At 68.5% G+C, this 26,364-nt stretch carries 25 protein-coding genes; 11 read left to right on the top strand and 14 right to left on the bottom strand.

The window, feature by feature from the left end; genetic code table 11:
• Positions 1 to 2: 2 nt before the first annotated feature.
• From V5F26_RS01110 to V5F26_RS01135, 6 genes are read right to left on the bottom strand one after another with little or no spacing between them, the layout of a single operon-like run.
• On the bottom strand, positions 3 to 1,517 hold the full coding sequence (locus V5F26_RS01110) for a complex I subunit 5 family protein (RefSeq protein ID WP_394946722.1): 1,515 nt from the start codon (positions 1,515 to 1,517) through the stop codon (positions 3 to 5).
• Positions 1,514 to 1,837, bottom strand: a complete 324-nt coding sequence (locus V5F26_RS01115) for an NADH-quinone oxidoreductase subunit K (RefSeq protein ID WP_234051032.1) — start codon at positions 1,835 to 1,837, stop codon at positions 1,514 to 1,516. The genes V5F26_RS01110 and V5F26_RS01115 overlap by 4 nt, the downstream gene beginning before the upstream one ends.
• Positions 1,834 to 2,760, bottom strand: coding sequence for an MnhB domain-containing protein (locus V5F26_RS01120; RefSeq protein WP_394056065.1), 927 nt, complete (start codon positions 2,758 to 2,760; stop codon positions 1,834 to 1,836). Before V5F26_RS01120 ends, V5F26_RS01115 begins: the two co-directional genes overlap by 4 nt.
• Entirely contained in the window at positions 2,757 to 3,083 is a 327-nt protein-coding gene (locus V5F26_RS01125) for a monovalent cation/H(+) antiporter subunit G (RefSeq protein ID WP_234051034.1), read from the bottom strand. The genes V5F26_RS01120 and V5F26_RS01125 overlap by 4 nt, the downstream gene beginning before the upstream one ends.
• Positions 3,080 to 3,367 carry a monovalent cation/H+ antiporter complex subunit F gene (locus V5F26_RS01130; RefSeq protein WP_394056063.1) on the bottom strand — a complete coding sequence of 96 codons (288 nt, stop codon included), beginning with the start codon at positions 3,365 to 3,367 and terminating at the stop codon, positions 3,080 to 3,082. Before V5F26_RS01130 ends, V5F26_RS01125 begins: the two co-directional genes overlap by 4 nt.
• Positions 3,360 to 3,902, bottom strand: coding sequence for a Na+/H+ antiporter subunit E (locus V5F26_RS01135; RefSeq protein ID WP_394946723.1), 543 nt, complete (start codon positions 3,900 to 3,902; stop codon positions 3,360 to 3,362). The genes V5F26_RS01130 and V5F26_RS01135 overlap by 8 nt, the downstream gene beginning before the upstream one ends.
• Before the next feature lie 668 nt (positions 3,903 to 4,570).
• Between V5F26_RS01135 and V5F26_RS01140 the strand changes: the two genes are divergently transcribed.
• Entirely contained in the window at positions 4,571 to 5,095 is a 525-nt protein-coding gene (locus V5F26_RS01140) for a DUF1269 domain-containing protein (protein ID WP_234051037.1), read from the top strand.
• A gap of 149 nt (positions 5,096 to 5,244) precedes the next feature.
• Positions 5,245 to 6,537: a nicotinate phosphoribosyltransferase gene (gene pncB, locus V5F26_RS01145; RefSeq protein ID WP_234051038.1), complete on the top strand. Its 1,293-nt coding sequence runs from the start codon at positions 5,245 to 5,247 to the stop codon at positions 6,535 to 6,537.
• A gap of 362 nt (positions 6,538 to 6,899) precedes the next feature.
• On the opposite strand, the gene V5F26_RS01150 is transcribed toward pncB, so the two are convergent.
• From V5F26_RS01150 to petA, 4 genes are all read right to left on the bottom strand, one after another.
• Positions 6,900 to 7,436, bottom strand: coding sequence for an adenine phosphoribosyltransferase (locus V5F26_RS01150; RefSeq protein ID WP_234051039.1), 537 nt, complete (start codon positions 7,434 to 7,436; stop codon positions 6,900 to 6,902).
• 144 nt (positions 7,437 to 7,580) lie between these two features.
• Positions 7,581 to 8,420 (bottom strand): cytochrome c1, encoded by an 840-nt coding sequence (locus V5F26_RS01155; protein WP_234051040.1) that lies wholly within the window; start codon positions 8,418 to 8,420, stop codon positions 7,581 to 7,583.
• Positions 8,421 to 8,441: 21 nt separating this feature from the next.
• Complete coding sequence (locus V5F26_RS01160; RefSeq protein WP_394946724.1) at positions 8,442 to 9,719, bottom strand: cytochrome b; 1,278 nt, start codon at positions 9,717 to 9,719, stop codon at positions 8,442 to 8,444.
• Between the two features lie 37 nt (positions 9,720 to 9,756).
• Entirely contained in the window at positions 9,757 to 10,284 is a 528-nt protein-coding gene (gene petA, locus V5F26_RS01165) for a ubiquinol-cytochrome c reductase iron-sulfur subunit (RefSeq protein ID WP_234051042.1), read from the bottom strand.
• 451 nt (positions 10,285 to 10,735) lie between these two features.
• Between petA and V5F26_RS01170 the strand changes: the two genes are divergently transcribed.
• The 5 genes from V5F26_RS01170 to V5F26_RS01190 all read left to right on the top strand — a co-directional run bounded on the left by V5F26_RS01170 (position 10,736) and on the right by V5F26_RS01190 (position 14,911).
• A complete protein-coding gene (locus tag V5F26_RS01170) occupies positions 10,736 to 11,935 on the top strand; it encodes a beta-1,3-glucanase family protein (protein WP_394946725.1) in 1,200 nt (399 codons plus the stop codon).
• Positions 11,936 to 11,990: 55 nt separating this feature from the next.
• Positions 11,991 to 12,452 carry a tRNA (cytidine(34)-2'-O)-methyltransferase gene (locus V5F26_RS01175; RefSeq protein ID WP_394056400.1) on the top strand — a complete coding sequence of 154 codons (462 nt, stop codon included), beginning with the start codon at positions 11,991 to 11,993 and terminating at the stop codon, positions 12,450 to 12,452.
• A gap of 221 nt (positions 12,453 to 12,673) precedes the next feature.
• Positions 12,674 to 13,600 (top strand): oxygen-dependent coproporphyrinogen oxidase, encoded by a 927-nt coding sequence (hemF, locus tag V5F26_RS01180; protein WP_394946726.1) that lies wholly within the window; start codon positions 12,674 to 12,676, stop codon positions 13,598 to 13,600.
• 73 nt (positions 13,601 to 13,673) lie between these two features.
• Positions 13,674 to 14,594, top strand: coding sequence for a hypothetical protein (locus tag V5F26_RS01185; protein ID WP_394946727.1), 921 nt, complete (start codon positions 13,674 to 13,676; stop codon positions 14,592 to 14,594).
• Between the two features lie 98 nt (positions 14,595 to 14,692).
• Positions 14,693 to 14,911 (top strand): YodC family protein, encoded by a 219-nt coding sequence (locus V5F26_RS01190; RefSeq protein WP_234051045.1) that lies wholly within the window; start codon positions 14,693 to 14,695, stop codon positions 14,909 to 14,911.
• A gap of 379 nt (positions 14,912 to 15,290) precedes the next feature.
• Here V5F26_RS01190 and V5F26_RS01195 read toward each other — a convergent pair whose 3' ends face one another.
• The 4 genes from V5F26_RS01195 to V5F26_RS01210 are packed head-to-tail and all read right to left on the bottom strand — an operon-like array spanning position 15,291 to position 18,098.
• Positions 15,291 to 16,529 (bottom strand): CCA tRNA nucleotidyltransferase, encoded by a 1,239-nt coding sequence (locus tag V5F26_RS01195; protein WP_394946728.1) that lies wholly within the window; start codon positions 16,527 to 16,529, stop codon positions 15,291 to 15,293.
• The gene (locus V5F26_RS01200; protein WP_234051047.1) at positions 16,526 to 16,786 is read right to left on the bottom strand and encodes a DUF6111 family protein; all 261 of its coding nucleotides are present in this window, start codon (positions 16,784 to 16,786) and stop codon (positions 16,526 to 16,528) included. The genes V5F26_RS01195 and V5F26_RS01200 overlap by 4 nt, the downstream gene beginning before the upstream one ends.
• Positions 16,786 to 17,454, bottom strand: a complete 669-nt coding sequence (locus V5F26_RS01205; RefSeq protein ID WP_394946729.1) for a CoA pyrophosphatase — start codon at positions 17,452 to 17,454, stop codon at positions 16,786 to 16,788. The genes V5F26_RS01200 and V5F26_RS01205 overlap by 1 nt, the downstream gene beginning before the upstream one ends.
• Positions 17,451 to 18,098, bottom strand: coding sequence for a DUF1285 domain-containing protein (locus V5F26_RS01210; protein ID WP_394946730.1), 648 nt, complete (start codon positions 18,096 to 18,098; stop codon positions 17,451 to 17,453). Before V5F26_RS01210 ends, V5F26_RS01205 begins: the two co-directional genes overlap by 4 nt.
• Positions 18,099 to 18,335: 237 nt before the next feature.
• On the opposite strand from V5F26_RS01210, the gene V5F26_RS01215 reads away from it, so the two are divergent.
• From V5F26_RS01215 to V5F26_RS01230, 4 genes are read left to right on the top strand one after another with little or no spacing between them, the layout of a single operon-like run.
• Complete coding sequence (locus V5F26_RS01215; protein ID WP_234051050.1) at positions 18,336 to 19,337, top strand: AAA family ATPase; 1,002 nt, start codon at positions 18,336 to 18,338, stop codon at positions 19,335 to 19,337.
• A 20-nt stretch (positions 19,338 to 19,357) separates the two neighbouring features.
• Positions 19,358 to 20,272, top strand: coding sequence for a DUF58 domain-containing protein (locus tag V5F26_RS01220; protein ID WP_394946731.1), 915 nt, complete (start codon positions 19,358 to 19,360; stop codon positions 20,270 to 20,272).
• On the top strand, positions 20,272 to 23,079 hold the full coding sequence (locus V5F26_RS01225; protein ID WP_394946733.1) for a DUF4159 domain-containing protein: 2,808 nt from the start codon (positions 20,272 to 20,274) through the stop codon (positions 23,077 to 23,079). Before V5F26_RS01220 ends, V5F26_RS01225 begins: the two co-directional genes overlap by 1 nt.
• A 27-nt stretch (positions 23,080 to 23,106) precedes the next feature.
• The gene (locus tag V5F26_RS01230) at positions 23,107 to 25,173 is read left to right on the top strand and encodes a hypothetical protein (protein WP_394946734.1); all 2,067 of its coding nucleotides are present in this window, start codon (positions 23,107 to 23,109) and stop codon (positions 25,171 to 25,173) included.
• The last annotated feature ends 1,191 nt before the right edge of the window (positions 25,174 to 26,364 follow it).

Consider the following 26,364-nt stretch of genomic DNA (forward strand, 5'->3'; position numbering starts at 1 on the left):
CATCACGGCACCAACCCGGCCCAGCTCGCCGGCCGGCCGATGAACAGGAAGGACGAGGGCTCCAGCGGCACGAAGCCGAAGCCCACCGCCACCAAGGCCAGCGCAAGCGCCACCCATTCGCGCCAGCGCGCCACCGGGCGAACCGCCAGCGGCTCGGCCGGCCGCTGCAGCGCCAGCCCCACCACCTTCAGCACATAGCCGCCCGCCAGCAGGCCGCCCGCCAGGATCACCGCCGCGATCCACCACGCATCGAGGTGGATGGCCGCGCTCAGCAGCATCACCTTGGCGATGAAGCCGCCCGCCGGCGGCAGGCCCATGAGGGAGAGGCCCCCGAGCCCGAAGGCGACGAGCGCCACCGGCACAGCCCGCCCGACGCCGGAAAGGCCCGAAATGCGGTCATGCCCCAGCGCTTCCGCCATCAGCCCCGCCGCCATGAACATGGCCGCCTTCGAGAAAGCATGGGAGGCCAGATGCAGCGCCCCGCCGGTCCAGGCGAGCGCGCTCCAGGGGCTCGCCACCACCGCCAGGGGGAACATGAGGAAGAGGTAGCCGATCTGCGCCGCCGTGGAATAGGCGATCAGCAGCTTCAGCCGCGGCTGAGCGAGGGCGACGAGGCTGCCCACCAGGATGGCCGCCGCCCCGAGCCCGGCCAGAACCGGCGCCACCGCCACCGCCAGCCCGGCCGGAGCCAGATCCAGCCAGAACCGCACCAGCAGGAAGATGGGGGCCTTGATGACCACCGCCGAGAGCATGGCGCTCGCCGCCGGTGGGGCGCCGGAATGGGCCGGCGGCAGCCACAGATGCAGGGGAAACAGCGCCGCCTTCGCCATCATGCCCACGCTCATGGCCGCCAGCGCCAGCACGAAGCCGGGGCTCGCGCTCGCCGCCCGCGCCACCAGGATGATGTCCAGCGTGCCATAGAGGCCGTAGATGATGACCGCGCCCAGCAGGTAGAGCACCGAGCCGAACAGCGCGAACAGCAGGTAGCGCAGCGCCGCTTCCACCTGGGCCAGCTTGCCGTCCAGGCACACCAGCGGCACCGCCGCGAAGGTGAGCAGCTCCAGCGCCACGTAAAGGGTGAAGAGGTCTTCCGCCAGGAAAACGAGGTTCAGGGCGCTGAACACGCTTGCCAGCAGCATCCAGAAGGCCGGTGGCATGCGCCCGCGCGCGACCCGCCCCTGCGCGGCCCCCGGGGCCGTCATGGCGAACAGGCCGGTGGCGAACAACACCACCGCCGTCATCACCAGCATGAAGGCGGAAAAGCCATCGGCCCGCAGCCCCACGCCCAAAGGCGGACGCCAGCCGCCGATGAAGGTGGCGAGCGCCGCCCCGTCCGCTCCCACCCGCGCCGCGAGCGCGAGCGCCACCAAAAGGCTCGCCAGCAGAACCAGCATCGAGAGCCGCTCCGCCAGCCGTGGCGGCGCCAGCAGCAGCGGCGGCAGCGCGAACAGGGGCAGGATGACCGCCCCGACCAGCAGCATGTCGCCCGCCAGGGCCGACCCGAGAATGCCGCTCACGCCTCGCCCTCCGGAGCCGGACGGGGCGCGCGCGCCTTCTCCCGCAGCTCGGCGAGGCGCCGCAGCAGGGCCACAGCCAGCGCCGTGGCGGAAAAGGCCACCACGATGCCGGTGATGACGAGGGCCTGCGGCACCGGATCCGCGCCGAAGCCGGCCCCCGCCCCGCGCCGCGCCACCACGCCGAACACCAGGAACACGCCGCCCCCCAGCAGGTTGAAGGCGAGCAGACGCGCCAGCGCATCACGCCCCACCATCAGCCCATAGATGCCGATGGCGGACAGGGCGGCGCCGAGAAGGCCCATGACGGTGGGCGTGCTCATGCCTTCCTCCCGGCCGGCGGCCCCAGCACCAAAAGCGCCAGGGTGACCGCGATGGATGCCGTGATGGCCACCTCGACGGCGATGATGAGCGGCTTGGTGATCCCGTCGGGATAGTCGAGGAAGGCATCGGCCACGAACCAGCCGGCGATGCCAACGCCCAGGAAGGCGAACGGCCCAGCGAGCAAGGCGAGCCGCAGGCGGCGCCCGCCAAGGGCCGGCGCGGGCATCAGCCCCGCCATGATGGCCAGCAGCGCCATGGCGGCCAGCACCGCCCCGCCCTGAAAGGCCCCGCCGGGCACATCCGCCCCCGCCCAGAACAGATAGATACCCACCAGAACACCCACCGGCACCACCACCCGCGCGAGGAAATCCAGCGCGCCGGACGGCGGCGCCGGCCATAGGGGCGCCGGCCGACCGCGCCACAGCGGATCAGGCGAGAGCGACCACACGCCGATGAGCGCCACCAGCAGCACCACCGTTTCCAGCAGGGTATCGAGCGCGCGGAACACGATGAGCACGCCGGTGACGGGATTGCCGAGATCGGTGGCCGGCAGGTTGGTGGCCACCTGGGGCGCCAGGCTCGGCGCCGGTTCCGGCAGCAGCAGCACCACGGCCGCCAGCGCCGCGAACACGCCCAACGCCAGGATGGCGGCGCACACATGATAGAGCAGCCCGACGCCCCGCTCGCGGCTGAAGCGCGCATCGCCGGCGGCCTGCAGCAGGACCAGCCCGGTGATGCCGCCGCCGACCGCGATTTCCGTCAGCGCCACATCCGGTGCCGCCAGCCGCACCCAGATGAACCCCAGCACCAGCCCGTAGGCCATGAAGGCGGCCACGCGGGCGAACGCATCGCCCCCCGCCACGGCGCGGATGGCCACAGCGATGGCGACGAGGGCCAGGGGGGCATCCAGCAGCAGGCTCACGGCGCCGCGCCCCCCTCGCTGTCCTTCCGCTGCGCGGCCCGGTAGGCCACCTCCGCCATCAATTGCGAAACCGCCCCCGACGACACCTGCAGCAGCAGCCAGATGCCCACCATCTTCGCCGCGGCCAGGACGCCCCACAGCGCGACCGCCTGCGGCAGCAGGCCCAACACCACCAGGCCAAGGCCGATATTGTCAGCCTTGGTGAGGGCATGCAGCCGCGCCAGCGCGTCCGGCAGGCGCAGCAACCCCACCGTGCCGACGATGAAGAAGAGAAGGCCCGCCGCAACCACCAGCAGGGTGAAGATGTTGAGCGCCAGGGTCACGGCGCCCCCCCGGGTCCGGGGCCGCCGCCGGCATGCTCGCGCAGCGACACGGCACGAAAGGCGGCGATGGCGCACGCGGCCAGCAGCGCCAGCAGCAGCGCCGCATCCAGCACCGCCGCATCCTCCTGCGCCACGGCGAGGAGAAGCAGCACCGCGATGCCGCAGGTGCCGAACAATTGCAGCGCCATCATCCGGCCCGCGCCGCCGCTGCGCCACACGCCCAGAAGACCGGTCGCGCCGATGAGCACCAGCAGGCCGGCGGCCGCGACGAGAAAATCAGCCACGCGGCTCCTCCTGTTCCGGCGCCCCGCCGGGCCCGAGGACATTCAGGAACACGGTGAGATCGGTCTCCAGCTCTTCAAGGACCGGGCCGTCCATGTCGAGCACATGGAACAGCAGCGCATCCGGTTCCTCCCCCAGGGGCAGCGTCCCGGGTTGAAGGCTGGCGGTGGCGGCGAACGCCTGGCGGGCAAGCCCCGGCGCGAGGCCGCAATCCGCCGCCAGCACCCCAGGGGCGATGGGCAGCGAGGGCCGCAGCACCCTGAGCCCGACATCAACGCCCGCAGCCACCGACCGGCCCAGGAAATGAAGCACGAACACGGCGAGAGCCCGGGGGTCGGTCCAGCGCGCTGCCGGCGGCAGAAGCCGCAGGCTCAGTTCGCCACACAGCACGCTCACCATCGCGCCGGCCATGAGATCGGCGATGCCCACCCGGCCAAGAGCGACCCAGGCCAGGAAAAACCAAAGGCTGCGCACGGCACGCTGCGCTGGCGTGGCGCGGGGCGCCTCGCCTTCCGCGGGATTGCGAATGAAGCTCATGCCCCACGCCCGCCGCTGGCCGGGCTGAGGGCGGAAGGATTGCGCCCGTGCGCCATCATGCCGGCCCGCACATGCTGGCGGCACGGCCGCTCGCACCCGATGGAGCGCCGGCCCCCAGGCTTCGCAGTGTTCACCATCCGCCGGCTCCGCAAGGTCAGCACCGTCCGATCGACCCCTTCGTGTGCCCGGTGGCCGTCAGGCGGCCAGCGCGGCAGCTCGCCACGCTTATTCCGAGCACATCTGCGGGGCGAGAGCCACCCCATCTTCGATGAAGACGCCTGTGATACCTCCCGCAAGCGTGGACAACGCCGCGACGAGATCTCCAGCTGGCAATCGCTCCCGACCGGCCGTTTCACGCGACCCACAATCCAGCAAACTCAGCGCCGAACGGGGTCCTGTGGCCGTCAGGTGGTACGCACCGTGATTTCCTCCTTTACCGCCATCGATTGACGGTGGCAACGTGTGCACGTCACCACCCACCGCGCATTGGCGGGCCTTCCGACCCGCCGCCAAGCCACGGGTCCGCGGCGGCGGGCCATGGCGGGCAACACCGGCCGTCCCGTCTTGCCAGCGTCGCGAATTCAGACGAAGGTCCGCGCTGCCCCACGGTGGAAATCCCGGGCAGGCCAAGCGAATCAGGCCATTCCACCCAACCCAAGAGGCGTTTCATGAGCGATCTGGTCGTTTTCGGCTTCAGCGGTCTCCACCAGGCGGACGAAGTGCTCAACAAGCTGCGCTCCCTGCAGAAGGCGCACCTGATCGATCTTGAGGACGCCTGCGTCGTGGAGCGCGAGAGCGACGGCAAGGTGCATGTGAAGCAGGCCGTGAACCTCACCGCTCTGGGCGCGGCGCAGGGCGGCACCATGGGCGCGCTGTGGGGCGGGCTCGTCGGCCTTTTGTTCCTCAATCCGCTGGCGGGCATGGCTCTGGGTGCGGCCGCCGGCGCGGGCGCGGGCGCGCTTTCCGGCTCGCTGTCCGACTACGGCATCAACGACGACTTCGTGAAGCAGCTGGGCGAGACCATTCCCGCCAGTTCCTCCGCCTTGTTCGTGCTGGTGAAGAGCGTGACCTTCGACAAGGTGCTGCCGGAGATCGAGCCCTACAATCCCCGCGTGCTGAAGACCTCCCTCTCCAATGAGGACGAGGCCAAGCTGAAGTCCGCCATCGCCGCCGGCTCGGCGCCCGCGGCCTGAGCGTCCGCACCGCCCCTCACCTGCGCTCGCCGCCGGCCCGCCGCCGGCGGCGCAGCTTCGCGCGGCGGCCACCATCCCATGGATCAATGCTATAGGTGGTGCCTCGCGCATTGCGGCTCCCAGCCGCCGATCCGCCACCCGGGGCCGACATGACCGACATCGCCACGCGCGTCTACAACCACACCTGGAAGATCGACCCCATCGTTCGCTCGGTGCTCGACACCGACTTCTACAAGCTGCTGATGGGGCAGACCATTTTCCACCGCCACCGGGATACGCGCGTCACTTTCGGCATCCATAACCGCTCGTCCCACATCCGCATCGCCGACATCATCGACATCGGCGCCCTGCGCGAGCAGCTCGACCATGTGCGCGGCCTCTCCCTCACCCGGGGCGAGAGCACCTGGCTGCGCGGCAACATGTTCTATGGCAAGCGGCAGATGTTCTCGCCCGATTACATCGCCTGGCTCGAGGCCTTCCGCTTTCCCGCCTATCACCTGGAAAAATGGGACGGGCAATACGAGCTGACCTTCGAGGGGCCCTGGGTGGAAACCACCATGTGGGAGATCCCCGCCCTCGCCATCATCAACGAGCTGCGCTCGCGCGCCGTGCTGAAGGACATGGGCAAATTCGAGCTGCAGATCCTCTATGCCCGCGCCATGGCCCGCGTGTGGGAAAAAGTGGAGTTCCTGCGCACCCTCGGCCCCATCAACATCGCCGATTTCGGCACCCGCCGCCGCCACGGCTTCCTGTGGCAGGACTGGTGCGTGCAGGCGCTGATCGAAGGTCTCGGCGAAGGCTTCCTCGGCACCTCCAACTGCCTCATCGCCATGCGCCGGGAAGTGGAAGCCACGGGCACCAACGCCCATGAGCTGCCCATGGTCTATGCCGCCCTCGCCACCACCGACGAGGAGCTCGCCTGGTCGCCCTACCAGGTCCTCGCCGATTGGCAGGACGATTACGACGGCAATCTCCGGATCATCCTGCCGGACACCTACGGCACCTCCGGCTTCCTGGCGCACGCGCCCGACTGGGTGGCCCGCTGGACCGGCATCCGCATCGACAGCAAGGACCCGGTGCAGGGCGGCGAGGAGGCCATCCGCTGGTGGATCGAGCGCGGGCAGGCCCCCACCGAGAAGCTCGCCATCTTCTCCGACGCTCTCGACGTGGCCGAGGTGGCGCGCATCCACAACGCCTTCAAGGGCCGCCTGCGCATGGGCTTCGGCTGGGGCACCCTGCTCACCAACGACTTCCGGGGGCTCGTGCCCGACGGCGCACTGGACCCCATCTCCGTCGTCTGCAAGGTGGTCTCGGCCAATGGCCGGCCCGCAGTGAAGCTCTCCGACAATCCCACCAAGGCCATGGGCCCCGCCGGCGAGCTGGAGCGCTATCGCCGCGTCTTCGAGGTGGGCGCCCAACAGGCGCGGCCGGTCCTGGTCTGAACCCGTCCCCGCGCCGCCATCCGCAACGCCTCGCTTGGCCGCGAGGAGGGCGGACAGGGAACTCCCCTTGGGCCCAGCCGGACCGGAGCCGCTGGGGAGCTGACACTTCAGCGTCGGCCCGCCGGCACGTTTTCCGTCCGCATCGGTTCGCGGCTATGGCTTCTGGCTTTCGTGGTCTCGCGTGTCTTGGTGCGGGCGCCATCTCCTGCATTCCGAAGCGCTCCGGATGCCGCGCCGTGCTACACGCTCAAAGCGCCCTGGGCGGAGCCGGCGGCGCGCACGGTCGCCGGGTTGGGACGGGCGACAAACATCGACGCCACCGGGAATGCCCAGCGGTCGCATGCGCGCCCGCGCCTGCCGGGTCAATGACCCGGGAAGGAGACGAGCGAGCGCACCGGCACGCCCAGCGCTTCCAGCTTGGCGACGCCGCCAAGGTCCGGCAGGTCGACCACGAAGCAGGCGGCCACCACCTCGGCGCCGCACTCGCGCAGCAGGTGCACCGCGCCGACCGCCGTTCCGCCGGTGGCCACGAGATCGTCCACGAGCAGCACCTGCTGCCCCGGCTCCACCGCATCCACATGCATCTCGATTTCGTCCTGGCCATATTCCAGGGCATAGGCCATGCGCACGGTCTGGTGCGGCAGCTTGCCCTTCTTGCGGATCGGCACAAAACCCGCGGACAGCTGATGGGCCACCGCGCCACCGAGAATGAAGCCGCGCGCCTCGATGCCGGCGACCTTCGCGACCTTGCCGCCGGCGAAGGGCTGCACCAGCTCATCCACCGCGCGGCGGAAGGCCCGCGGATTGCCCAGGAGCGTGGTGATGTCGCGAAACAGGATGCCCGGCTTGGGATAATCCGGGATCGTGCGGATCGAGGCGGCGAATTCGTTCAGCGTCATGGAAGGCTCCTGATGCCGCGGACGCGGGCGCCCGGTGGGCAAACCAGCGACCTAGCGCAAGCCGCGGCGGGGCACACAGAATGAAGGGGGCGCGCAAAAAGAAAAAGGGCCCTTGCGGGCCCTTTCTCGGTGCGATTCCTGCGCTCAGTGCGCGACGTTCTTCCACACCTTCTTCTTCGTGAAGTAGAGCAGCCCGCTCAGCACGATGAGGAAGATGACGACCTGGAAGCCGATGCGCTTGCGCGCATCGAGGTGCGGCTCCGCCACCCACATCAGGAAGGCCGCCACGTCCGAGGCATACTGGTCCACGGTCTGCGGAGAGCCGTCCGTGTATTCCACCAGACCATCGCTCAGCGGGTTGGGCATGGCGATCTGGTTGCCGGGGAAATACTTGTTGTAGTGCAGGCCGGACTGGACGTGGACGTCCTCGGGCGCTTCCCCGTAACCGGTGAGGACGGCGTGGATGTAGTCGACGCCATGCTCCTGGTACTGGATGAAGGCATCCGTGATGAAGCCCGGGAAGCCCACATGGTAGGAGCGGGCCTTGGCCAGCACCGACATGTCCGGCGGCAGGGCGCCGCCATTGGAGGCGCGGGCGGCCTGCTCGTTCGGGAACGGCGCCGGCCAATGATCGGACGGACGGCCGGGACGCTCGAACATGTCGCCGGAGTCATTCGGCCCGTCGGTGATCTGGTAGCCGCTCGCGATCTGTTTGACCTGCGCCTCGCTGAAGCTCGGGCCACCCGGCTGCCCCAGGTTGCGGAAGTACAGGAAGTTCGCGGAGTGGCAGGAGCTGCACACTTCCTTGAACACCTTGAAGCCGCGCTGGAGCTGCGCCGTGTCATAGGTGCCGAAGGGACCCGCGAACGACCAGGACAGGCGCGGGGGACGGCCATCATGGCCGCCACCCTCGGAAGCCGTGGCGGGCGCCACGAACAGGAGCGCCGCAGCGGCAGCGCCGAAGAGAATGCTACGGATGGTCATGGCTGTTCTCTCCGCGCCCCGTCACTTGGTCTCGGGGGCGGACGCGCCGGCCATGACCGTCGCGCCACCCGCCGCATGCTTGGCGAGCACGGCATCCGCGATGGAGGCCGGCAGGGGCTTCGGCTTCTCGATGAAGCCGAGCAGGGGCAGGATGATGAGGAAGTGGACGAAGTAATAGACCGTGAAGATGCGCGACACGATCACGTACCAGCCCTCGGACGGCTGCGAGCCGAGATAGCCCAGGCCCACCGCCACCACCAGGAAGATCCAGAAGAAGATCCGGAACAGCGGGCGGTACTTGGCCGAACGCACCTTGGAGGTGTCGAGCCAGGGCAGGAAGGCCAGCACCGCGATGGCCGCGAACATGGCCAGGACGCCGCCGAGCTTGTCCGGGATGGACCGCAGGATGGCGTAGAAGGGCAGGAAGTACCACTCAGGCACGATATGGGCCGGCGTCGACATGGGATTGGCCGGAATATAGTTGTCCGAGTGCCCGAGATAGTTCGGGGTGTAGAAGATGAACCACGAGAAGAAGATCATGAACACCGCGATGGCGAACACGTCCTTCAGGGTCGCGTAGGGGGTGAAGGGCACCGTGTCCTTGCTCACGCTCTTCACATCGATGCCGTCGGGGTTGTTCTGGCCCACATGGTGCAGAGCCCAAATGTGGAGACCGACCACGCCGGCGATCATGAACGGCAGCAGGTAATGCAGCGCGAAGAAGCGGTTGAGGGTGGGGTCACCCACCGAGTAGCCGCCCCACAGCCACTGCACGATCACCTCGCCCACCACCGGGATGGCAGAGAAGAGGTTGGTGATGACGGTGGCGCCCCAGTAGGACATCTGGCCCCAGGGCAGCACGTAACCCATGAAGGCGGTGGCCATCATGAGGAGGTAGATGATGACGCCAAGGATCCACAGCACCTCGCGCGGCGCCTTGTAGGAGCCGTAATAGAGGCCGCGGAAAATATGGATGTACACGGCAATGAAGAACATCGACGCGCCGTTGGCGTGGATGTAGCGCAGGAGCCAGCCGAAGCTCACATCCCGCATGATGTGCTCGACCCGGGCGAAGGCCACCGGAGCGTAAGCCACATAATGCATGGCCAGCACGATGCCGGAGACGATCTGCACCACGAGCATGAAGCTCAGGATCGCGCCGAAAGTCCAAAAGTAATTGAGGTTCTTCGGCACCGGATAGGCGATGGCCGAAGAATGCACCAGCCCCACGATGGGCAGACGGCTTTCAAACCACTGCGCCACCTTGTTCTTGGGCTGATAGGTGGAATGTCCTTCCATGGCGTCCAACCTTTATTGCGCCGGCGACGAACCAGCGTCAGCCGATCACGATCTTCGTATCGGAAGTGAAAGCATAGGGCGGAAGGGCAAGGTTGAGCGGCGCCGGTCCCTGCCGGATGCGGCCGGAGGTGTCGTACACCGAACCGTGGCACGGGCAGAACCAGCCGTCATAGGCCCCCTGATGACCCAGCGGCACGCAACCGAGATGGGTGCAGATGCCGATCACCACCAGCCACTGGTCCTTGCCGGCCTTCACGCGGTCGGCGTCGGGCTGGGGGTCGCGCATGGAGGCGAGGTCGGCCTTCTGCGCCTCTTCGATCTCCTTCTTGGTGCGATGGGAGATGAAGATGGGCTTGCCGCGCCACTGCACGGTCACGATCTGCCCCTCGGCGATGGGGGAGAGGTCCACCTCGGTGGTGGAAAGCGCCAGCACGGAAGCGTCGGGCTGGAGCTGCGACACGAACGGCCACACCATGCCGGCAACGCCCACCGCGCCCACGGCGCCCGTTGCGATATAGAGAAAGTCTCGACGCGTCGCCTTCTGCGACGTCTCCGCATGTGCCACGGCGCTGATCCCCCTTCTGTCGTCCGCCGCTGTCCGCATGGGGGGCTGGACCTTCCCGGTCAGGCCCCTGCGCACGAATATGGCAGAGCGATGAAGCCACAATTATCCATCTTCGAGCGCCTCTAATTGCACCCTCGCCTCATCTTGTCCAGATCATGGCCATGCGGCACGCGGTCTTTTCCCGCGGTGCGACAACGGGGCAATGGCAGCGGGCGTAAGGTCAACACCGCCGCGCAGAGCCCCCGTCATGTATGCAATCGCCGGCTAAGCACACGAAAGCAAAGAATTGCAACCGTATAGGGCGGTTAATCCCTTGTGCGCGCGGGATTCGCCACGGTAACATGCTCATGTAACCTTCCGCCGGTGCAGGCGCCCTGCATTGAACTACCTCATTCCCTATAGGCAGCGTCACATGCGCGCGTGGTGTATCCCAGCAATCGCTTCCCTTGCCGTGGCGATCTCAGGCTTCAGTACCCCGAAGGCCGAGGCCGCCTCCACGCTTCCGGTCACCATCACCAACCTCACCGGCTATACGGGCAAGATCTACGTGACCGTGTACGGGTCCACGAACCCGAACAAGAACGACACTTGGTATTATGTCGCCCAGAGCGGCAAGGCCACCAAGTTCAAGGCATCCACTGCGGCGAAGAATTACGGCTTCTCGTTCTCCGGAAAAAGCACCACCCTGCGCGTGCCCATGCTGCAGTCGGCCCGGGTCTATTTCTCCTTCTGCGAGCCGATCACCCTCAGCGTCAACAGCAAGGGCAACCCCTCCACGCCCGACGGCTGGACCCCGGGTGAGGGGAATTTCGAGACCCCGTTTGACTTCATGGAATATACCTGGGTGACGAATTCCGGCGTGGGCGGCGGCACGCAGATCTGGGCAGACACCACCCAGGTGGATGCCTTCGGCCTTCCCATTCGAATGACCCTTTCCGGCAAGCCCGGCGGCGTTGCCACCACCCTGGTCGGCGGTTTTGACAGCGCCACCGCCGGCACCAACATCATCACCGCCATGACCAAGGCGGGCGCGCCCTGGTCGAACCTCATCGTCAAGGACGCACAGAAACGGCCGATCCGCATCATCTCGCCGGTCCATGCGATGGCGCTGAGCACGAAGGATCCGAACTACTTCGATAATACCCACTGGAACAAATATATCGATCAGGTCTTCACCTATTACGCCAACGCAAAGAATACCTTTTCGATCGATACCGGCGCCACCACCTATACCGGCACGGTGACCAATAACCAGATGGTGCTCACCCCCAAGGGTGGCGGCACGCCCACGATCTTCGGCAAGCCCGACACCCCATATCTTTGGGCCAATGGCGCGCCGCCGGTCAGCGGCGGCAACGTGGCGCTGTTGCAGACCTACATCCAGGCGGCCTTCCTGCGCTCCACCTTCCTGACCAACAAGACCCTGTCGAACTGCAGCGGCGCTGCGCCCTACACGGCTTCGCCGGTGAATCAGTATTCCAAGCTCATTCACCAGTATTCCTACAACAAGGGGGCCTATACCTTCCCCTATGACGATGTCTGCTCGCAGAGCAGCACCATCTCACTGCTTCAGCCGACGGCGCTCAACCTGACGCTGTACCCGCTGAACGGATCCATGGCGAAGGTCACCTGCCCCGCCTCCAGGAACTGATGATGGCCCGAGGGTGCCCGCCGGCGCCGGCGGGCACCCTCCCAGGGCTCCCATGATGCTTCTCGCCCTTTATTGTCCTGACATCGCACAAAACGCCGGCACCTGCCTGCGCACCGGGGCCTGCTTCGGTGTTCCGGTCCACATCATCGAGCCGGCGGGCTTTCCCGTGGGCTCGGCCGCCTTCCGGCGGGCCGGCATGGACTATATCGACGCCGTGGACTGGCACCGCCACGCCAGCTTCGACGTCTTCCGCGACATGGTGCGGACACAGGGGCGCCGCCTGGTGCTGTTCACCACCGGGGCCGAACATGCGTTCACGGATTTCCGCTTTGCACCCACGGACGCGCTGCTGTTCGGGCGCGAGTCGGCCGGCGTGCCGGAGGCCGTCCATCACGCAGCCGATGCGCGCGTCACCATCCCCATGCGCGCGGGGCTGCGCTCCCTCAATGTCGCGGTGAGCGCGGGCATCGGGCTTGCCGAGGCCCTGCGCCAGACATCGGGCTTTCCCCGGTCCTGAAGCCTGTCCGGGCGAAGCGGGAGTGGCTTGCGTTAGGGAAGCGCGTCACATCAGTCCCGGACGAAGGCGGAGGATCAGTGCCGCAAGTGGACCCGAGCGCGGGCCTGCGGGGGAAGGCGGGCCCCAATGTCCGCCGTGGCGGTTTGTCCAAACGCCCATGAGGCACACGCGCGCGCCTTTGGTATAAGAACTCCTTTTCCGCCGACAGCCACGGAAGCCCCATGTCCGCCGCTCCTCCAACATCCGCCCCGCCCCCAAATCCCATCCTGAGCGAGCGTCAGGCGCGCGCCCGTGCCTGGTTCGAGGAGCTGCAGGGCCGCATCATCGCGGCGTTCGAGACATTGGAGCAGGAAGCGGCGGCGGAGCTCTACGGTCCCACGGCGGGCCGCTTCGAACGCACGCCATGGGCACGGACGGACCACAGCGGCGCGCCCGGCGGCGGCGGCACCATGGCACTCATGCGCGGGCGCCTGTTCGAGAAGGTGGGCGTGCACACCTCCACCGTATTCGGCGAGTTCGCGCCCGAGTTCCGCGCGCAGATTCCCGGCGCCGCAGAAGATCCGCGCTTCTGGGCCTCCGGCATCTCCCTCATCGCCCACATGGCGAGCCCCCATGTGCCGGCGGTGCACATGAACACGCGCTTCGTGGTGACGACCAAGGCCTGGTTCGGCGGTGGCGCGGACCTCACCCCGGTCCTGGCGCGCCGGCGCACCCAGGACGACCCGGACACCATGGCCTTTCACGCGGCCATGCAGGCGGCCTGCACGCCCCACAAGGTGGCCGACTATGACCGATACAAAGCGTGGTGCGACGAATATTTCTTCCTGAAGCACCGGGGCGAAATGCGCGGCATCGGCGGCATCTTCTACGATTATCTCGACAGCGCCGCCAAGGGCACCGGCAGCTTCGAGGAGGACTTCGCCTTCACCCGCGATGTGGGGCTGTGCTTCCTCGACATCTACCCCAGGCTCGTGCGCGCCAACATGGCCGCCCCCTGGACCGCCGAGGAGCGCGAGGAACAGCTGATCCGTCGCGGGCGCTATGTGGAATTCAACCTGCTTTACGACCGCGGCACCATCTTCGGCCTGAAGACCGGAGGCAATGTGGATTCCATTCTCTCGTCAATGCCTCCGGTTGTGAAGTGGTGATTTATATATTGTAGATTGTACATTCCCGACATCGATGACATCGTGTCTCCCCAACGCCCTGGGGAGACACGCCATGTCGGATTTGGACCTCTCGAAACTTCCTCAACCCCTGCGTATTCAGTCGGTCCAGCCCGACACGACCAAATCCCTGTGGTCCCGGCTGCGCGATATCGGCATCGCCGGAGCCGTGATCGGCCTCATCACGACTGTGGTGGCCGCTTCGGCTTCGTCCATTTTCCAATATAGTCGCTGGCAGGCCGAGCAAAGCCTTGCGCGAACCGCCGCGGATTTCCAGGCAGCAACCACCACATTCGCCGCCATTTCCTCAGAACTGGCGCGAATCAACACACTGCAGGAGATTCTCTTCTTCACCTATCGAGACGCGGTCACCAAGCCCAACACCGCCAATGCAGAGTTTCTCGCCGCCCGCGGAAAGGAACTCTTTGCTCTGTACGAAATAGGTCGAGTGGACCTGCGTGCGAAAATGGATTCCTACATTTTCGACGCCCGCCGGCATCTCGATTGGCCGAGCGCCGCCACGACCCCCGCTTTGTTGACCGACAAGGGCATGGATCGGGATCCCCTGGGCTATGGCCAGCTCAAGCGAAGCGCCGCGCGGGGAGAATTCGACTGCATCCGGGAAAAAAGCATGCCCCAGTCGTCCGACGGGCAAGTGTTTACCCCTTCCGACTTTAAGGACTTCAGCGTCGACTGGAACAGCAGCACCCACCATCTGGTGGTCTTCGGCTATTGCTTCCGGGTGCTCAATGAACTCCTCGAGCCCGCCCGCATCTGGGCCGCCGGCCTCGATAGCAGCGGCAAGACGCCGAGCCCGATGACATCCGAACAGATGGACGCCATCAGCACACAGCTCGACAATCAGGTTCACCGGCTGAATGGCTTCTCGGCCCTCGGCATCACCCAGGTGGAACGCTCGCGCGCACGGGCCAAGCCGCCCGGTTTTCTCTCCGCCATGCTCCCCGTCGTGCCCTGACCGTTTCGAAGGCTCTTCGCGGGTCCGTGATGGGCCTGTCATGATGCCCCGATAATGATGCAGGCGGCGCGCATCGCGCCGCAATCGGGGAGAGGGACATGGCGTTCGAGCCGGGAGAGATCGTTCAGCTCAAGTCGGGAAGCCCGGCCTTGACCGTGGTCGAGGTGCAGGAGCAGGACGTCAAGGTGGTGTGGTATGCCGAGGAAGTGGGCGAGTTCCGCTCCCAGAGCCTGCCGGCCGTGTCCCTCGAGACCCTTGATCTGACTGAGTTCGAGATCGAGGAAGACGGGGACGAAGGGGAAGAGGACGAGGACTGATCCTCACCCCACACGCATTCGCCCTACACCATCGGCGCCGGTCTTCGACCGGTGCCAATGGGGCACGCTCAAGAACCCGCCGGCGCGACCGAGGACCGATGAGCCAGGCTCACAGGCCCTTTGAGTGCAGCTCCCGCCGCCCACCCCGGCCTTTGGCGGGGCTTTGGGCGCTGGGATCTTTGGCGACGCATTACGCAACGTCCTCAGCGGAAAAATGTCGTGGCGCGCGAGCCCCGGGCGGCACCAAGCCGCTCCCCCGCACAGACGCGCCGAGAGCGCCGCAGGGCGAGGCGGAATGGCGTGAGCGCGAACAATTCAGCTCAGCACCGGCGGGAGAAGGGCTCTTCTTCGTCATCGACGGGCGAAGGCTCACGCCAGCTCAGCCGCCGACTCCCTCCGTGCCCAGCGCGGCCTGGATGAGCGCGTCGCGGGCCTCATTCCCTCCCGGAAAATCGGCATCCACCCAGGCATTCTCCGCATAGGCCAAGGCGCGGCCCAGTCCCGGGCCCGGCTTCAGGCCGCCGGCCAGCAGATCGGCGGCGGCCACCGGCAGACGCGGCGGCGCCCAACTGGTGGCCAGCGCCACGAGGGGCGCCATGTCCGCACGCCCGCGTGCGGCCGCCAGCAGCGCCCGATCCAGAGCCGCCTCGGCACCCGCGCGGTAAACAAAGGCGCGCTGCGCCTGGAGCGCGGCGCCCTGCGCCGGCAGGGCCGGGCGCGACGAGGCCATGGCGGAGAGGCGCTGCATTTCCACGTTCGACAAGCGCAATTTCTCGCGCAGGCGCGGCACATCATCGGCCACGCGCAGCGCCAAGGCGGCGAGCCGGCGGATGGCGTCCGGCGCCACGCCGAAGTCCGCCTCGCGCGCGACCAGCCGGCTGAAAGCCCCCACGTCGGCCAGCCCCGCCAGAAGCGGCTGGACGAGCCCACAATCGCTCATCACGTGCAGCGTATGCGCCGCCCCCGGCGCCAGCAGCAGCTTGAGAAGCTCGGCCCGCACCCGCTCGTGGGAAAGGCCGCGCAGCCCCTCGCGGCAGCGGATCGCGGCGTGCAGGGCCAGCACGTCCACCGGTCCCTCGCCATAGGCCGCATGGAAGCGGAACAGGCGCAGGATGCGCAGATAATCCTCGCGGATGCGGTTCTCCGCGTCGCCGATGAAGCGCACGCGACGCGCGGCGAGATCGGCCAGCCCGCCCACCAGATCCACCACCATGCCATCGGGCGAGGCGTAAAGGGCGTTGATGGTGAAGTCGCGCCGGGCGGCGTCATGCGCCCAGCTGCGGCCGAAGCGCACCACGGCGCGGCGGCCGTCGGTCTCCATGTCCTCGCGCAGGGTGGTGACCTCATAGGCCTCGTGGTCCACCACCACGGTCACCGTGCCATGGTCGATACCGGTGGGTACGGGCTTCATGCCGGCGCCGCGCACCCGTTCGCTCACCACTTGGGGCAAGGCGGTTGTGGCAATGTCCACGTCGGTCACCGGCCGGCCCAGCAATGTATTTCGCACCGCGCCGCCCACCACGCGCGCTTCCTCGCCGCCGCCATTGAGCACGGCCAGCAGGTCGCGCAGGCCATGGCGGCTCCAGAAATCGGCCCCTGCGAGAGATGTTCCGCTCATTCGTAATGCCCCGGCACGAAGTGGCCATCGCGGGTTTCAGCTGGAATGTAATGGCTGCCCGGCGGCGCGCTGCGTCCGCCCTCGAACAGCAGCAGCCCCACGATCATCAGCGCCAAGGCGGCCACCACGAGGCCGGCCAAAGCGCGCGGCGACCAATGCTCCGGCACCACCGAGCCCTTGGTGGCAATGAGCAGCGCGCCATAGAGCACGAAGGGGGTGAGGAACAGGGCCAGTTCCACCAGCACGGTGCGCAGCATCAGGCATAGACCCGTTCATAAAGGTTCCGCAGCATGCCGGCGGTGGCGCCCCAGATGAAGCGCCCCTCATACGGCATCGCATAATAATGGCGCAGGGTCCCCTTCCAGTTCCGCGACTGGCGCTGGTGGTTGGCCGGTGTCATGAGGAATTTCAGCGGCACCTCGAAGGCCTCGTCCACCTCGGCGGGGTTGAGGGTCAGGCCATAGGCCGGATCCACCAGGCCCACCACCGGCACGATCCAGAAGCCGGTGCCCGAGAGATAGCCGTCGAGATAACCCAGGTGCCGCACCAGGGTGCCATTCAGCCCCACTTCCTCCCACGCCTCGCGCAAAGCGGCGGCCTGCTCATCGGCATCCTCCGGATCCACGCGACCGCCGGGAAAGGCGATCTGGCCCGCATGGTTGGAGAGCTGCGCCGACCTCTGGGTCAGCAGCACGCCGGGCTCGGGACGGGCGATGATGGGCACCAGCACCGCCGCGTGCCGGGGCGGGGCGGTGGGCGCAAGGCCCTCCAGGCTGGGCTGCAAGGCGTGGTCGCCATTCACCCGGCCGAAGGCGGTGTCGGTATAGAAAGGCGGCGGCTCCCGGGAGAGGCCGCGGGCCGCCCGGTCCAGGAAATCGGCAAGGCCGGAGCCCGGCGCGGCGGTCATGACAGGCGCGTCGCTCATGCGGTGAGCCGCTCCAGGTCGGCCGCCGGCATGATGGGGAAGAACGCCCCGCCGGAGGCGATGCCGAACATCTCCCGCCCCTCCACCGCGCGCACCTCGCCCGCCGCGACGAGATCGAAATAGACCGCCCGGGTGAGCCGCGCCTCAAGCCCGTTGCGCACATGCACATAGGGCACGAACTCGCCGGGCGCGGCCCCGGACGCGAAGCGCAAAGCGTGGCCGGGACCGCAGCGCACCAGATCATCAAGATTGGTGCGGAACACCAGGATGCGGCCGCTCGCGCCCTCCTCCTCCGCCATCTCCACCGCCAGGAACGGGGCGTCGTCCACCTTGATGCCGATCTTCTCCACCGGCGTCTTCAACACATAGCGCGCGCCCTCGCGGGTGAGCACGGACGCGAACAGGCGCACCAAAGCCGGCCGGCCGATGGGCGTGCCCATGTAGAACCAGGTGCCGTCGGCGGCGATTCGCATATCCATGTCGCCGCAATCGGGCGGATTCCACTTATCCACCGGCGCCGGGCCCGAGCCGCCGGCCGCGCGCGCGGCCGCCAGCAGCGCTTCCAGCCGGCCGCCCCGATCGGCTGCCGCGCCTGCTGGCGCCTGGGTCTGCGCGAGGGTTTGCGTGCCCTGCCCGCCCGCCATGATCTCGTCCTCGCGGTGAGTTGAGAAGATCCCGCCCTCTCCCGGGGAAGAGGGATTAGACGGAACACAATCTTATCGTAAGCTCTCTATCCGGATGGCGCGACCTTTGCACGGCGAAATCCGGTCGAAGCCCGCAGCGCGGGCGGAACGGGAGCCGTCGCCGGGCGTTTTGTTGCCGTTTTTTGCGGCAAGCCTCGTGCGATGCACACCCGATGTTTTGGTGCACGGAGAGTGGTGATGGCGGCTGCCGGCGAGACCTTCGACCTCGATCAGATGATCGTCCGCAATGCGGAAACCGCCGCCGGCCACGTGAAGGCGGCCAAGACCGCCATTTCCGGCGTCATTTTCGGCCAGGACGCGGTGGTGGAGCGGGCGCTTATCACTATTCTCGCCGGCGGCCATGCGCTGCTGGTGGGCGTGCCGGGCCTCGCCAAGACCAAGCTGGTGGAGACGCTGGGCACCGTGCTCGGCCTTGACGCCCGGCGCGTGCAGTTCACGCCCGACCTCATGCCCTCCGACATCCTCGGCGCCGAGGTGCTGGAAGAGACGCCCGGCGGCCAGCGCGCCTTCCGCTTCATCCGCGGGCCCATCTTCGCCCAGCTGCTGATGGCGGACGAGATCAACCGCGCCTCGCCGCGCACCCAATCGGCCCTGCTCCAGGCCATGCAGGAATATCACGTGACGGTGGCCGGCGAGCGCCATGACCTGCCCAAGCCCTTCCACGTGCTCGCCACCCAGAACCCGCTGGAGCAAGAGGGCACCTATCCCCTGCCCGAGGCCCAGCTCGACCGCTTCCTGATGCAGATCGACGTGGATTATCCCGACCGGGAGGCCGAGCGGCGCATTCTGTTCGAGACCACCGGCGCCGAGGAAACCAAGCCCCGCGCCGCCATGAGCGTGGAGGACCTCGTTTCCGCCCAGCATCTGGTGCGGCGCCTGCCGGTGGGGGAATCCGTGGTCGAGGCCATCCTCACCCTGGTGCGTTCCGCCCGCCCCGGCTCCGAGGGCGCGGAGCAGCGCTTCATTGCCTGGGGCCCCGGCCCGCGCGCCTCCCAGGCGCTGATGCTGGCGGTGCGCGCCCGTGCCCTGCTGGACGGTCGCTTCGCGCCCTCCGTGGACGATGTGGTGGCCCTGGCCGAACCGGTATTGAAGCACCGCATGGCACTCACCTTCGCCGCGCGGGCGGAAGGCGAGAGCGTGCCCCACATCATCCGCCGGCTGGTGGAGCGGCTCGGCTGACGCCGGCAGGATCGAACGCAGTGGAAGAGACCTCCCCCGCCTCCCGCACCGTGGCCGAGGCCGCCCTTCAGGCCGCCAGCCTGGTTGCGGCCATGCCGCGCCTGGTGCTGGAGGCGCGCCGCATCGCCTCTTCCGTCGCCCATGGCCTGCACGGGCGGCGGCGCGCGGGCGCGGGCGAGAACTTCTGGCAATATCGCCGCTTCCTGGGCGGGGAGCCGGCCGCGCGGGTGGACTGGCGCCGCTCGGCCCGGGACGACCATCTTTATGTGCGCGAACGCGAATGGGAGGCTGCCCACACCGTCTGGATCTGGCCCGACCTTTCCGCTTCCATGGACTATGCCACCACGAACCACCCGCGAAAGCGGGAACGGGCGCTGGTGATCGCCTTCGCCTTGTCGGACCTGCTGGTGCGCGGCGGCGAGCGGGTGGGCATGCCCGGCCTGATGCCGCCCAGTGCCAACCGCAACATCGTGGAGCGCATGGCGGAAAACCTGGTGCTCGCCCCCGCGCTGCCGGCGAGCCTGCCGCCCCTCTTCACCCCCGCGCCCACCTCCGAGCTGGTGCTCTTGGGCGATTTCTGGAGCCCGGCGGACGAGGTGGCGGCGCGCATCGCCGCCCTCGGCTCCAGCGGCGCCCATGGCCACGTGGTGCAGATTGTGGACCCGGCGGAGGAGACCTTTCCCTTCTCCGGCCGCATCGAATTCGCCGATCCGGAAGGGGGCGAAAAGCTCACCGTGGGCCGCGCGGAAAGCTGGCGATCGGATTATGAGATGAAGCTCGAGGCCCATCGCGCCCGCCTGCGCGCCGCCGCCGAGCGGCATGGCTGGAGCTTCATCGTGCACCGCACCGACCAGCCCGCCAGCGCGCTTCTGCTGAACCTGCACATGCGCATGGGTGTCGGCGGCCCGGCACTGGCGATGGGGGGACGCGCCTGATGTTCGGCCTGCCCCTCGCTTTCTCCGCGCCGCTGCTGCTGTCTGCCTTCCTGGCCCTGCCGCTGCTCTGGTACGTGCTGCGGGTGGTGCCCCCCAAGCCGCGCACCCTCGCCTTTCCGCCCACGCGGCTGCTGTTCGACATCAAGCCCAAGGAGGAGAGCGCGGCGCGCACGCCCTGGTGGCTCACCGCCTTGCGCATGCTGCTGGCGGCCCTTGTGATCCTGGCCGCCGCCGGCCCCATCTGGAACCCGCCGGCGGCGGGCCCGACAAGCGAGGGGCCGCTGCTTCTGGTCATCGACCAGGGCTGGCCCGCGGCGGGCCAGTGGGAGGCGCGCATGTCCGCTGCCGGCGCGCTCATCGACGAGGCGGCCAATGCCGGGCGCGGCATCGCCCTCATCCCCACCGGCGACGTGCCGCGCGACGCCACCCTTCTCACCCCCGCAGCCGCCCGCGACCGGCTGCGCTCGCTGCAGCCGGTGCCTTATGCGCCGGCCCGCGCCGAGGCTTTCGCCCTGGCGGCGAAGATGCGCGCCGGAGAGCCCCAGGCCGGCATCGTCTTCCTCTCCGACGGCGTGGACATGGGTGCCGATGGCGACCTTGCCGCCGCCCTCGCGCCCCTGAAGGAGGGCTCTTCGCTGGTGGTGAGCGGCGGCGCCGCCGCGCCGCTCGCCCTCGCCAGCCCGGAAAATGGCGCCGACGCCCTCACCGTGAAGGTACTGCGTCCCGCCGGCGGGGCACCCCGCGCCGGGCGGGTGGAAGCCAAGGACATGCGCGGCCTCACCTTGGCCGACGCCCCCTTCACCCTGCCCGAGGGCGCCAGCGCCAGCGAGGCCCGGTTCACGCTGCCGGTGGAAATCCGCAACGAGATCGCCCGGCTCGACATCGTAGGCGAGTCGTCGGCCGGCGCGGTGCAGCTCATCGACAAGAGCTGGCGGCGGCGCACCGTCGGCATCGTCTCCGGCACCAGCACGGACACAGGGCAGCCGCTGCTTGCCCCCACCTATTACCTCACCCGCGCCCTCGCCCCCTATGCGGACCTGCGCGTGGCGGAGACCGGATCGGCCATCGAGAACATCAACCACTTCCTGGAGCAGCGCGTGCCCGTTCTGCTGCTGCCGGACGTGGGCACCATTCCCCCCGCCACGCGGGCGCGGCTGGCCCAGTTCGTGGAGAATGGCGGCGTGCTGGTGCGCTTCGCCGGCCCCCGCCTCGCCAATGCGCAGGACGATCTTTTGCCGGTGAAGCTGCGGCGCGGCGGGCGCGTGCTGGGCGGCTCCCTCTCCTGGGAAACGCCCCAGCCGCTGGGCGCGCTGACCCCGGAAGGCCCGTTCCGCGACATGAAGGTGCCCACCGACGTGAGCGTGAACCGGCAAGTGCTGGCCGAGCCCGACAGCGCCCTGGGCGAGCACACCTGGGCGGCGCTGAGCGACGGCACGCCCCTCGTCACCGGCACCCGCATGGGCAAGGGGGCACTGGTGCTGTTCCATGTCACCGCCGACACGTCCTGGTCCAATTTGCCCCTTTCCGGCACCTTCGTGGACATGCTGCGCCGCGTGATCGCCCTGTCCGATGCCCCGCCCGCTCTCGAGGCCGGCGCTGCCGACGCGCCGCGCGGCCTGGAACGGCCGGAAATCGCCACCCTCGCGCCCTCCCGCGTGCTGGATGGCTTCGGCGCCTTCCACCCGCCCGGCCCCATGGCGCGGGCCATTCCCGCCGATTTCACCGGCCGCGCCGGGGCCGACCATCCCCCCGGCTTCTATGGCCCGCCCGACGGACTGGTGGCCGTGAACGTGCTTCTGCCCGCCGATGCGCCCAAGGCCATCGACTTTTCCGCCCTCGGCCTGCGCACCGAGCCACTGCAGGAGAGCACGCCGCGCGACCTTGCGGGCCTCGCCCTCATCGCCGCCATGGTGCTGCTGCTGCTGGACACGCTGGCGGTGTTCTATCTGGCGGGCGGCCTCACCCGTCTCGGCGGGAAGCGGGCCACCGCCACCGCGCTGATGGGCCTTGCCCTGCTGGCGGCCGCGGCACCGCCCTCCCCGGCCCGGGCCAGCGACGATGCCTTCGCGCTCCAGGCCACGGGGCAGACGCGCTTCGCCTTCGTCGTGACCGGTGACCCCGAGGTGGACGACATTTCCCGCGCGGGGCTCAGCGGGCTTGCCACCTTCGTGGGCCAGCGCACCGCCCTGCAGGCAGGGGAGGCCATGGGGGTGGATCTGGCGAAGGACGAGCTCACCTTCTTCCCCTTCATCTATTGGCCCATCCTGCCGAACACGCCGGTGCCCCCGCCCGCCGTGCTCGCCAAGCTCGATGCGTATATGAAGCAGGGCGGCACCGTGATCTTCGACACCCGCGACGCCATCGAGGCGTCCAACGTGCCCGGCGCGCCGCTGACGCCCGCCGCCGCGAAGCTGCGCCAGATCCTCTCCGGCCTCGACATTCCCGAGCTCGCCCCGGTGCCGCGCGACCATGTGCTGACCAAGGCCTTCTATCTCCTGAAGGACTTCCCCGGCCGCTATACCGGCGGCACCACCTGGGTGGAGGCCCTGCCCCCCGGCGACGACACCGACCGGCCGGCCCGCGCCGGCGACGGCGTCTCGCCCGTCATCATCACATCCAACGATCTGGCGGGAGCCTGGGCGGTGACGCGATCGGGCGAGCCCATGCTGCCCCTCACCCCCGGGGAGCCGCGCCAGCGCGAGCTCGCCTTCCGCGCCGGGGCCAACATGGCCATGTATGTGCTGACCGGAAACTACAAGGCCGACCAGGTGCACGTGCCCGCCCTTCTGGAAAGGCTCGGCCAATGATCCGCGCCGCGTACAAGGGGGCCTGACATGAGCTACGGCCTTTCCTTCGCCCCCTTCGTTTCCTGGCCGGTGCTGATCGCCTTCGCGGCGGCGGCGGCCGTGCTGGCGCTGCTGCTTCTGGCCACCCGCACGCGCGGTGCCGCCTTTCGCGCCCTGGCCCTGCTGGTGGGCCTAGCCGCCCTCGCCAACCCCTCCCTCACCCGGGAGGAGCGCGAGCCCCTGCCCTCCGTGGTGGCCGTGGTGGTGGACAAGAGCGCGAGCCAGTCCTTCGGCGAGCGCACCGCCCAGACCGAGGCCGCCCGCGCCACCCTGGAAGGCCGCCTCAAGGCCCTGCCGGGGGTGGAGGTGCGCACCATCACCGCCGATGCCAATGCCAGCGATGGCGACGGCACCCGCCTGTTCTCCGCCCTGTCCGCCGGCCTTGCGGACGTGCCGCCGGAACGGGTGGCGGGCGCCGTGCTCATCACCGACGGGCGTGTGCATGACGTGCCGTCCAATGCCCAGTCCCTGGGCTTCTCGGCGCCCATCCACGCCCTCGTTTCCGGCCAGGACGGCGAGCGCGACCGGCGCATCGCGCTGGAAAAAACGCCGCGCTTCGGCATCGTGGGGCAGAAGCAGTCCATCACCTTCCGCGTGACCGACGAGGGCGTGCCCCCCGGCGCGCGCGTGGGCGTGACCGTGCGGCGCGACGGCGAGGTGATCGCCCGCCCCATCGTCACCGCCGGGCGGAGCGAGAGCATCGACGTGGACATCACCCACGCCGGCCCCAACATCGTCGAGTTCGAGGTGCCCCCCCTCGAAAACGAGCTGACCACGGTGAACAACCGCACCGCCGTGGCCATTGACGGCGTGCGCGACAAATTGAAGGTGCTGCTGGTTTCCGGCGAGCCCAACGCCGGCGAGCGCACCTGGCGTAACCTCTTGAAGAGCGATGCGAATGTGGACCTCGTCCACTTCACCATCCTGCGCCCGCCGGAGAAGCAGGACGGAACACCCATCAACGAGCTCTCACTGATCGCCTTCCCCACGCGCGAGCTGTTCCAGACCAAGATCAAAGATTTCGACCTGATCATCTTCGACCGCTACGCCCAGCAAGGCGTGCTGCCGCAGGTGTATCTGGACAATATCGTGCGCTATGTGCGCGGCGGCGGCGCCGTGCTGGTGGCCTCGGGCCTCGATTATGTGGAGCCCGGCTCGCTCTACAACACGCCGCTGGACGAGATCCTGCCGGCCGTGCCCACCGGCGCGGTGACCGAAGCGCCCTTCCACCCCCGCCTCACCGACAAGGGCAAGCGCCACCCGGTGACCCGCGATCTGCCCGGCGCCAATGCCGAGCCGCCCAATTGGAGCCGCTTCTTCCGTGTGATCGACACCGTTCCGCGCTCGGGCACAGAGTTGATGGCGGCCCCCGGCGACAAGCCCATTCTGCTGGTGGACAAGGCCGGCGAGGGGCGCGTGGCCCAACTCCTGTCCGACCATATCTGGCTGTGGGCACGCGGCTATGAGGGTGGAGGGCCGCACATCGACCTGCTGCGCCGCCTCTCCCACTGGCTCATGAAGGAGCCGGACCTGGAAGAGGAGCGCCTGAAGCTCACCGTCGCCGGACGCGAGCTGACGGTGGAACGCCAAACCATGGGCGACAGCGTTCCGCCGGCCGTGGTCACCACCCCATCCGGCGCCACCCGCACGCTGACCCTGAAGGAAGCCAAGCCCGGCCTGTGGCGCGCCACCACCCCCGCCGACGAGCTGGGCCTGTGGCGGGCCACCAATGGCGAGCTGACGGCGCTGGCCAATATCGGCCCGCTCAACCCCAAGGAATTCGCCGAGGTCACTAGCACCCGTGAGGTTCTTGCCCCCATCGCCGCCGCCACTGGCGGGCGGGTGTGGCGGATCGCCGATCTCCCCGGCAGTGTGCCACGGGTGGTGCAGGTTTCGTCCGCGGACCGGCTGGCGGGCGACGACTGGATGGGCCTACGCACCCGCGACGTGTCGGTGGTGCGCGGCATCGGCCTGTTCCCGGTGTTCGCGGGGCTCAGTGGCCTTCTGCTGCTGCTCGGCATGCTCACCGCCGCCTGGGTGCGGGAGGGACGCTGACGGCCCGACGCGCACCGCGCCCCGGATTGCCGCACTGTCCGGGGAACCGGAGGCGCTCGCCGCGCGCGTCGCCTTTCGCGCCGGGGACGCGCCCTTCGCACCCCGACGAGCCGGCCTCCTGCGCCGTGGGACTGCTGGGCTGAGCAGGACCTCTTTCACGCGGGGCGAGCGCGCAGCGACGGTCTCAAGCCCGACGGATGCGCACACACGTCGAGTGACACGAGCCAGCCAGCATCTCGTCCATCGACAAAAGAGGGGCCGCGGCAGTCGCTCAGCGGCAAGGCGGGGCCCCAGAATCGTGGCTTCGCGCTCACCTCGTCCATGATTGGCGTCGAGATCACCGGGATCACCGGCTTGCGCGCCAGGCTCTCCGCCTCCGGGCGTCCGTTGAATGGACGGGCGGAAGATAGCAGTGGGCAGGCCGAGGCCGTACCGGTACGCCCGCGAACGCGGTGCAAGCTCCGGCGTGGCCGCGACAAACGCGCTCGCAACACCATCGCGGCGGGCCTGGCGTGCCGTTGGCCGGCCGCGTGCGCTCCTCCCCGCGTTCAGTCGCCCGTCATTCGGCGCCTGAACCGTTGCCGTGACACCAGTCCTTCACACCAACCGGGGGGCGCTTCACTGGGAAATGGTTTCGTTACACGTGTCGCGCACGGCGACACCGCTGCCGCGATCTCCCCCGACAGGCGGACGGAAACGACCACCGCATCCTACGCGCGGTCACAAAAGCTCTTCGGCCGGCGGCCAAAGGGAAGCGAGTCGTGTGAGGGCGGTGTATTGCGCAGCGGAAGATGCAGGCGGCTCAACTGCGGGAGCGCAGGAGCATGGGCGGATGGAATGAGGGCGTTCGCCGGGGGTCGACGAACGCCCTTTATCCAGACCGATGACGCTGACACCTGACGATCGGCCTACCTTCTCTCTAGCAAGACGCAGGCCAACTTCAGAAAATCCAGATATAGTATACGCTCTCGGAACATGCACTAGATATAGACATGCGCGAATGGCGGAGACACACGCGCTGCAATTTGGTTTTGCATTTTGCGAAACCTGCATAAGCATCTTGCAAAATGCAAAACAGCTCCCGCCTGCGATGCCCTACCAAAGCACCGGGAACCATCCGCTCTATCGTCGCGCCGCGCGCGATCAGCAGCGCGCTCCCCTCGAGCGCTCACTCGTGCCATCCGGCAGAGG

It is taken from the genome of Xanthobacter variabilis (assembly GCF_043831965.2).
In the GTDB taxonomy this organism is placed as follows: domain Bacteria; phylum Pseudomonadota; class Alphaproteobacteria; order Rhizobiales; family Xanthobacteraceae; genus Xanthobacter.

Coding starts and splice junctions, on each gene's coding strand:
- V5F26_RS01135 (WP_394946723.1), bottom strand. CDS start 3,902: ATGAGCTTCATTCGCAATCCCGCGGAAGGCGAGGCGCCCCGCGCCACG.
- hemF (WP_394946726.1), top strand. CDS start 12,674: ATGTCCGCCGCTCCTCCAACATCCGCCCCGCCCCCAAATCCCATCCTG.
- V5F26_RS01200 (WP_234051047.1), bottom strand. CDS start 16,786: ATGCTGCGCACCGTGCTGGTGGAACTGGCCCTGTTCCTCACCCCCTTC.
- V5F26_RS01225 (WP_394946733.1), top strand. CDS start 20,272: ATGTTCGGCCTGCCCCTCGCTTTCTCCGCGCCGCTGCTGCTGTCTGCC.
- V5F26_RS01185 (WP_394946727.1), top strand. CDS start 13,674: ATGTCGGATTTGGACCTCTCGAAACTTCCTCAACCCCTGCGTATTCAG.
- pncB (WP_234051038.1), top strand. CDS start 5,245: ATGACCGACATCGCCACGCGCGTCTACAACCACACCTGGAAGATCGAC.
- V5F26_RS01195 (WP_394946728.1), bottom strand. CDS start 16,529: ATGAGCGGAACATCTCTCGCAGGGGCCGATTTCTGGAGCCGCCATGGC.
- V5F26_RS01175 (WP_394056400.1), top strand. CDS start 11,991: ATGCTTCTCGCCCTTTATTGTCCTGACATCGCACAAAACGCCGGCACC.
- V5F26_RS01115 (WP_234051032.1), bottom strand. CDS start 1,837: ATGAGCACGCCCACCGTCATGGGCCTTCTCGGCGCCGCCCTGTCCGCC.
- V5F26_RS01140 (WP_234051037.1), top strand. CDS start 4,571: ATGAGCGATCTGGTCGTTTTCGGCTTCAGCGGTCTCCACCAGGCGGAC.
- V5F26_RS01210 (WP_394946730.1), bottom strand. CDS start 18,098: ATGGCGGGCGGGCAGGGCACGCAAACCCTCGCGCAGACCCAGGCGCCA.
- V5F26_RS01205 (WP_394946729.1), bottom strand. CDS start 17,454: ATGAGCGACGCGCCTGTCATGACCGCCGCGCCGGGCTCCGGCCTTGCC.
- V5F26_RS01155 (WP_234051040.1), bottom strand. CDS start 8,420: ATGACCATCCGTAGCATTCTCTTCGGCGCTGCCGCTGCGGCGCTCCTG.
- V5F26_RS01215 (WP_234051050.1), top strand. CDS start 18,336: ATGGCGGCTGCCGGCGAGACCTTCGACCTCGATCAGATGATCGTCCGC.
- V5F26_RS01160 (WP_394946724.1), bottom strand. CDS start 9,719: ATGGAAGGACATTCCACCTATCAGCCCAAGAACAAGGTGGCGCAGTGG.
- V5F26_RS01190 (WP_234051045.1), top strand. CDS start 14,693: ATGGCGTTCGAGCCGGGAGAGATCGTTCAGCTCAAGTCGGGAAGCCCG.
- V5F26_RS01150 (WP_234051039.1), bottom strand. CDS start 7,436: ATGACGCTGAACGAATTCGCCGCCTCGATCCGCACGATCCCGGATTAT.
- V5F26_RS01230 (WP_394946734.1), top strand. CDS start 23,107: ATGAGCTACGGCCTTTCCTTCGCCCCCTTCGTTTCCTGGCCGGTGCTG.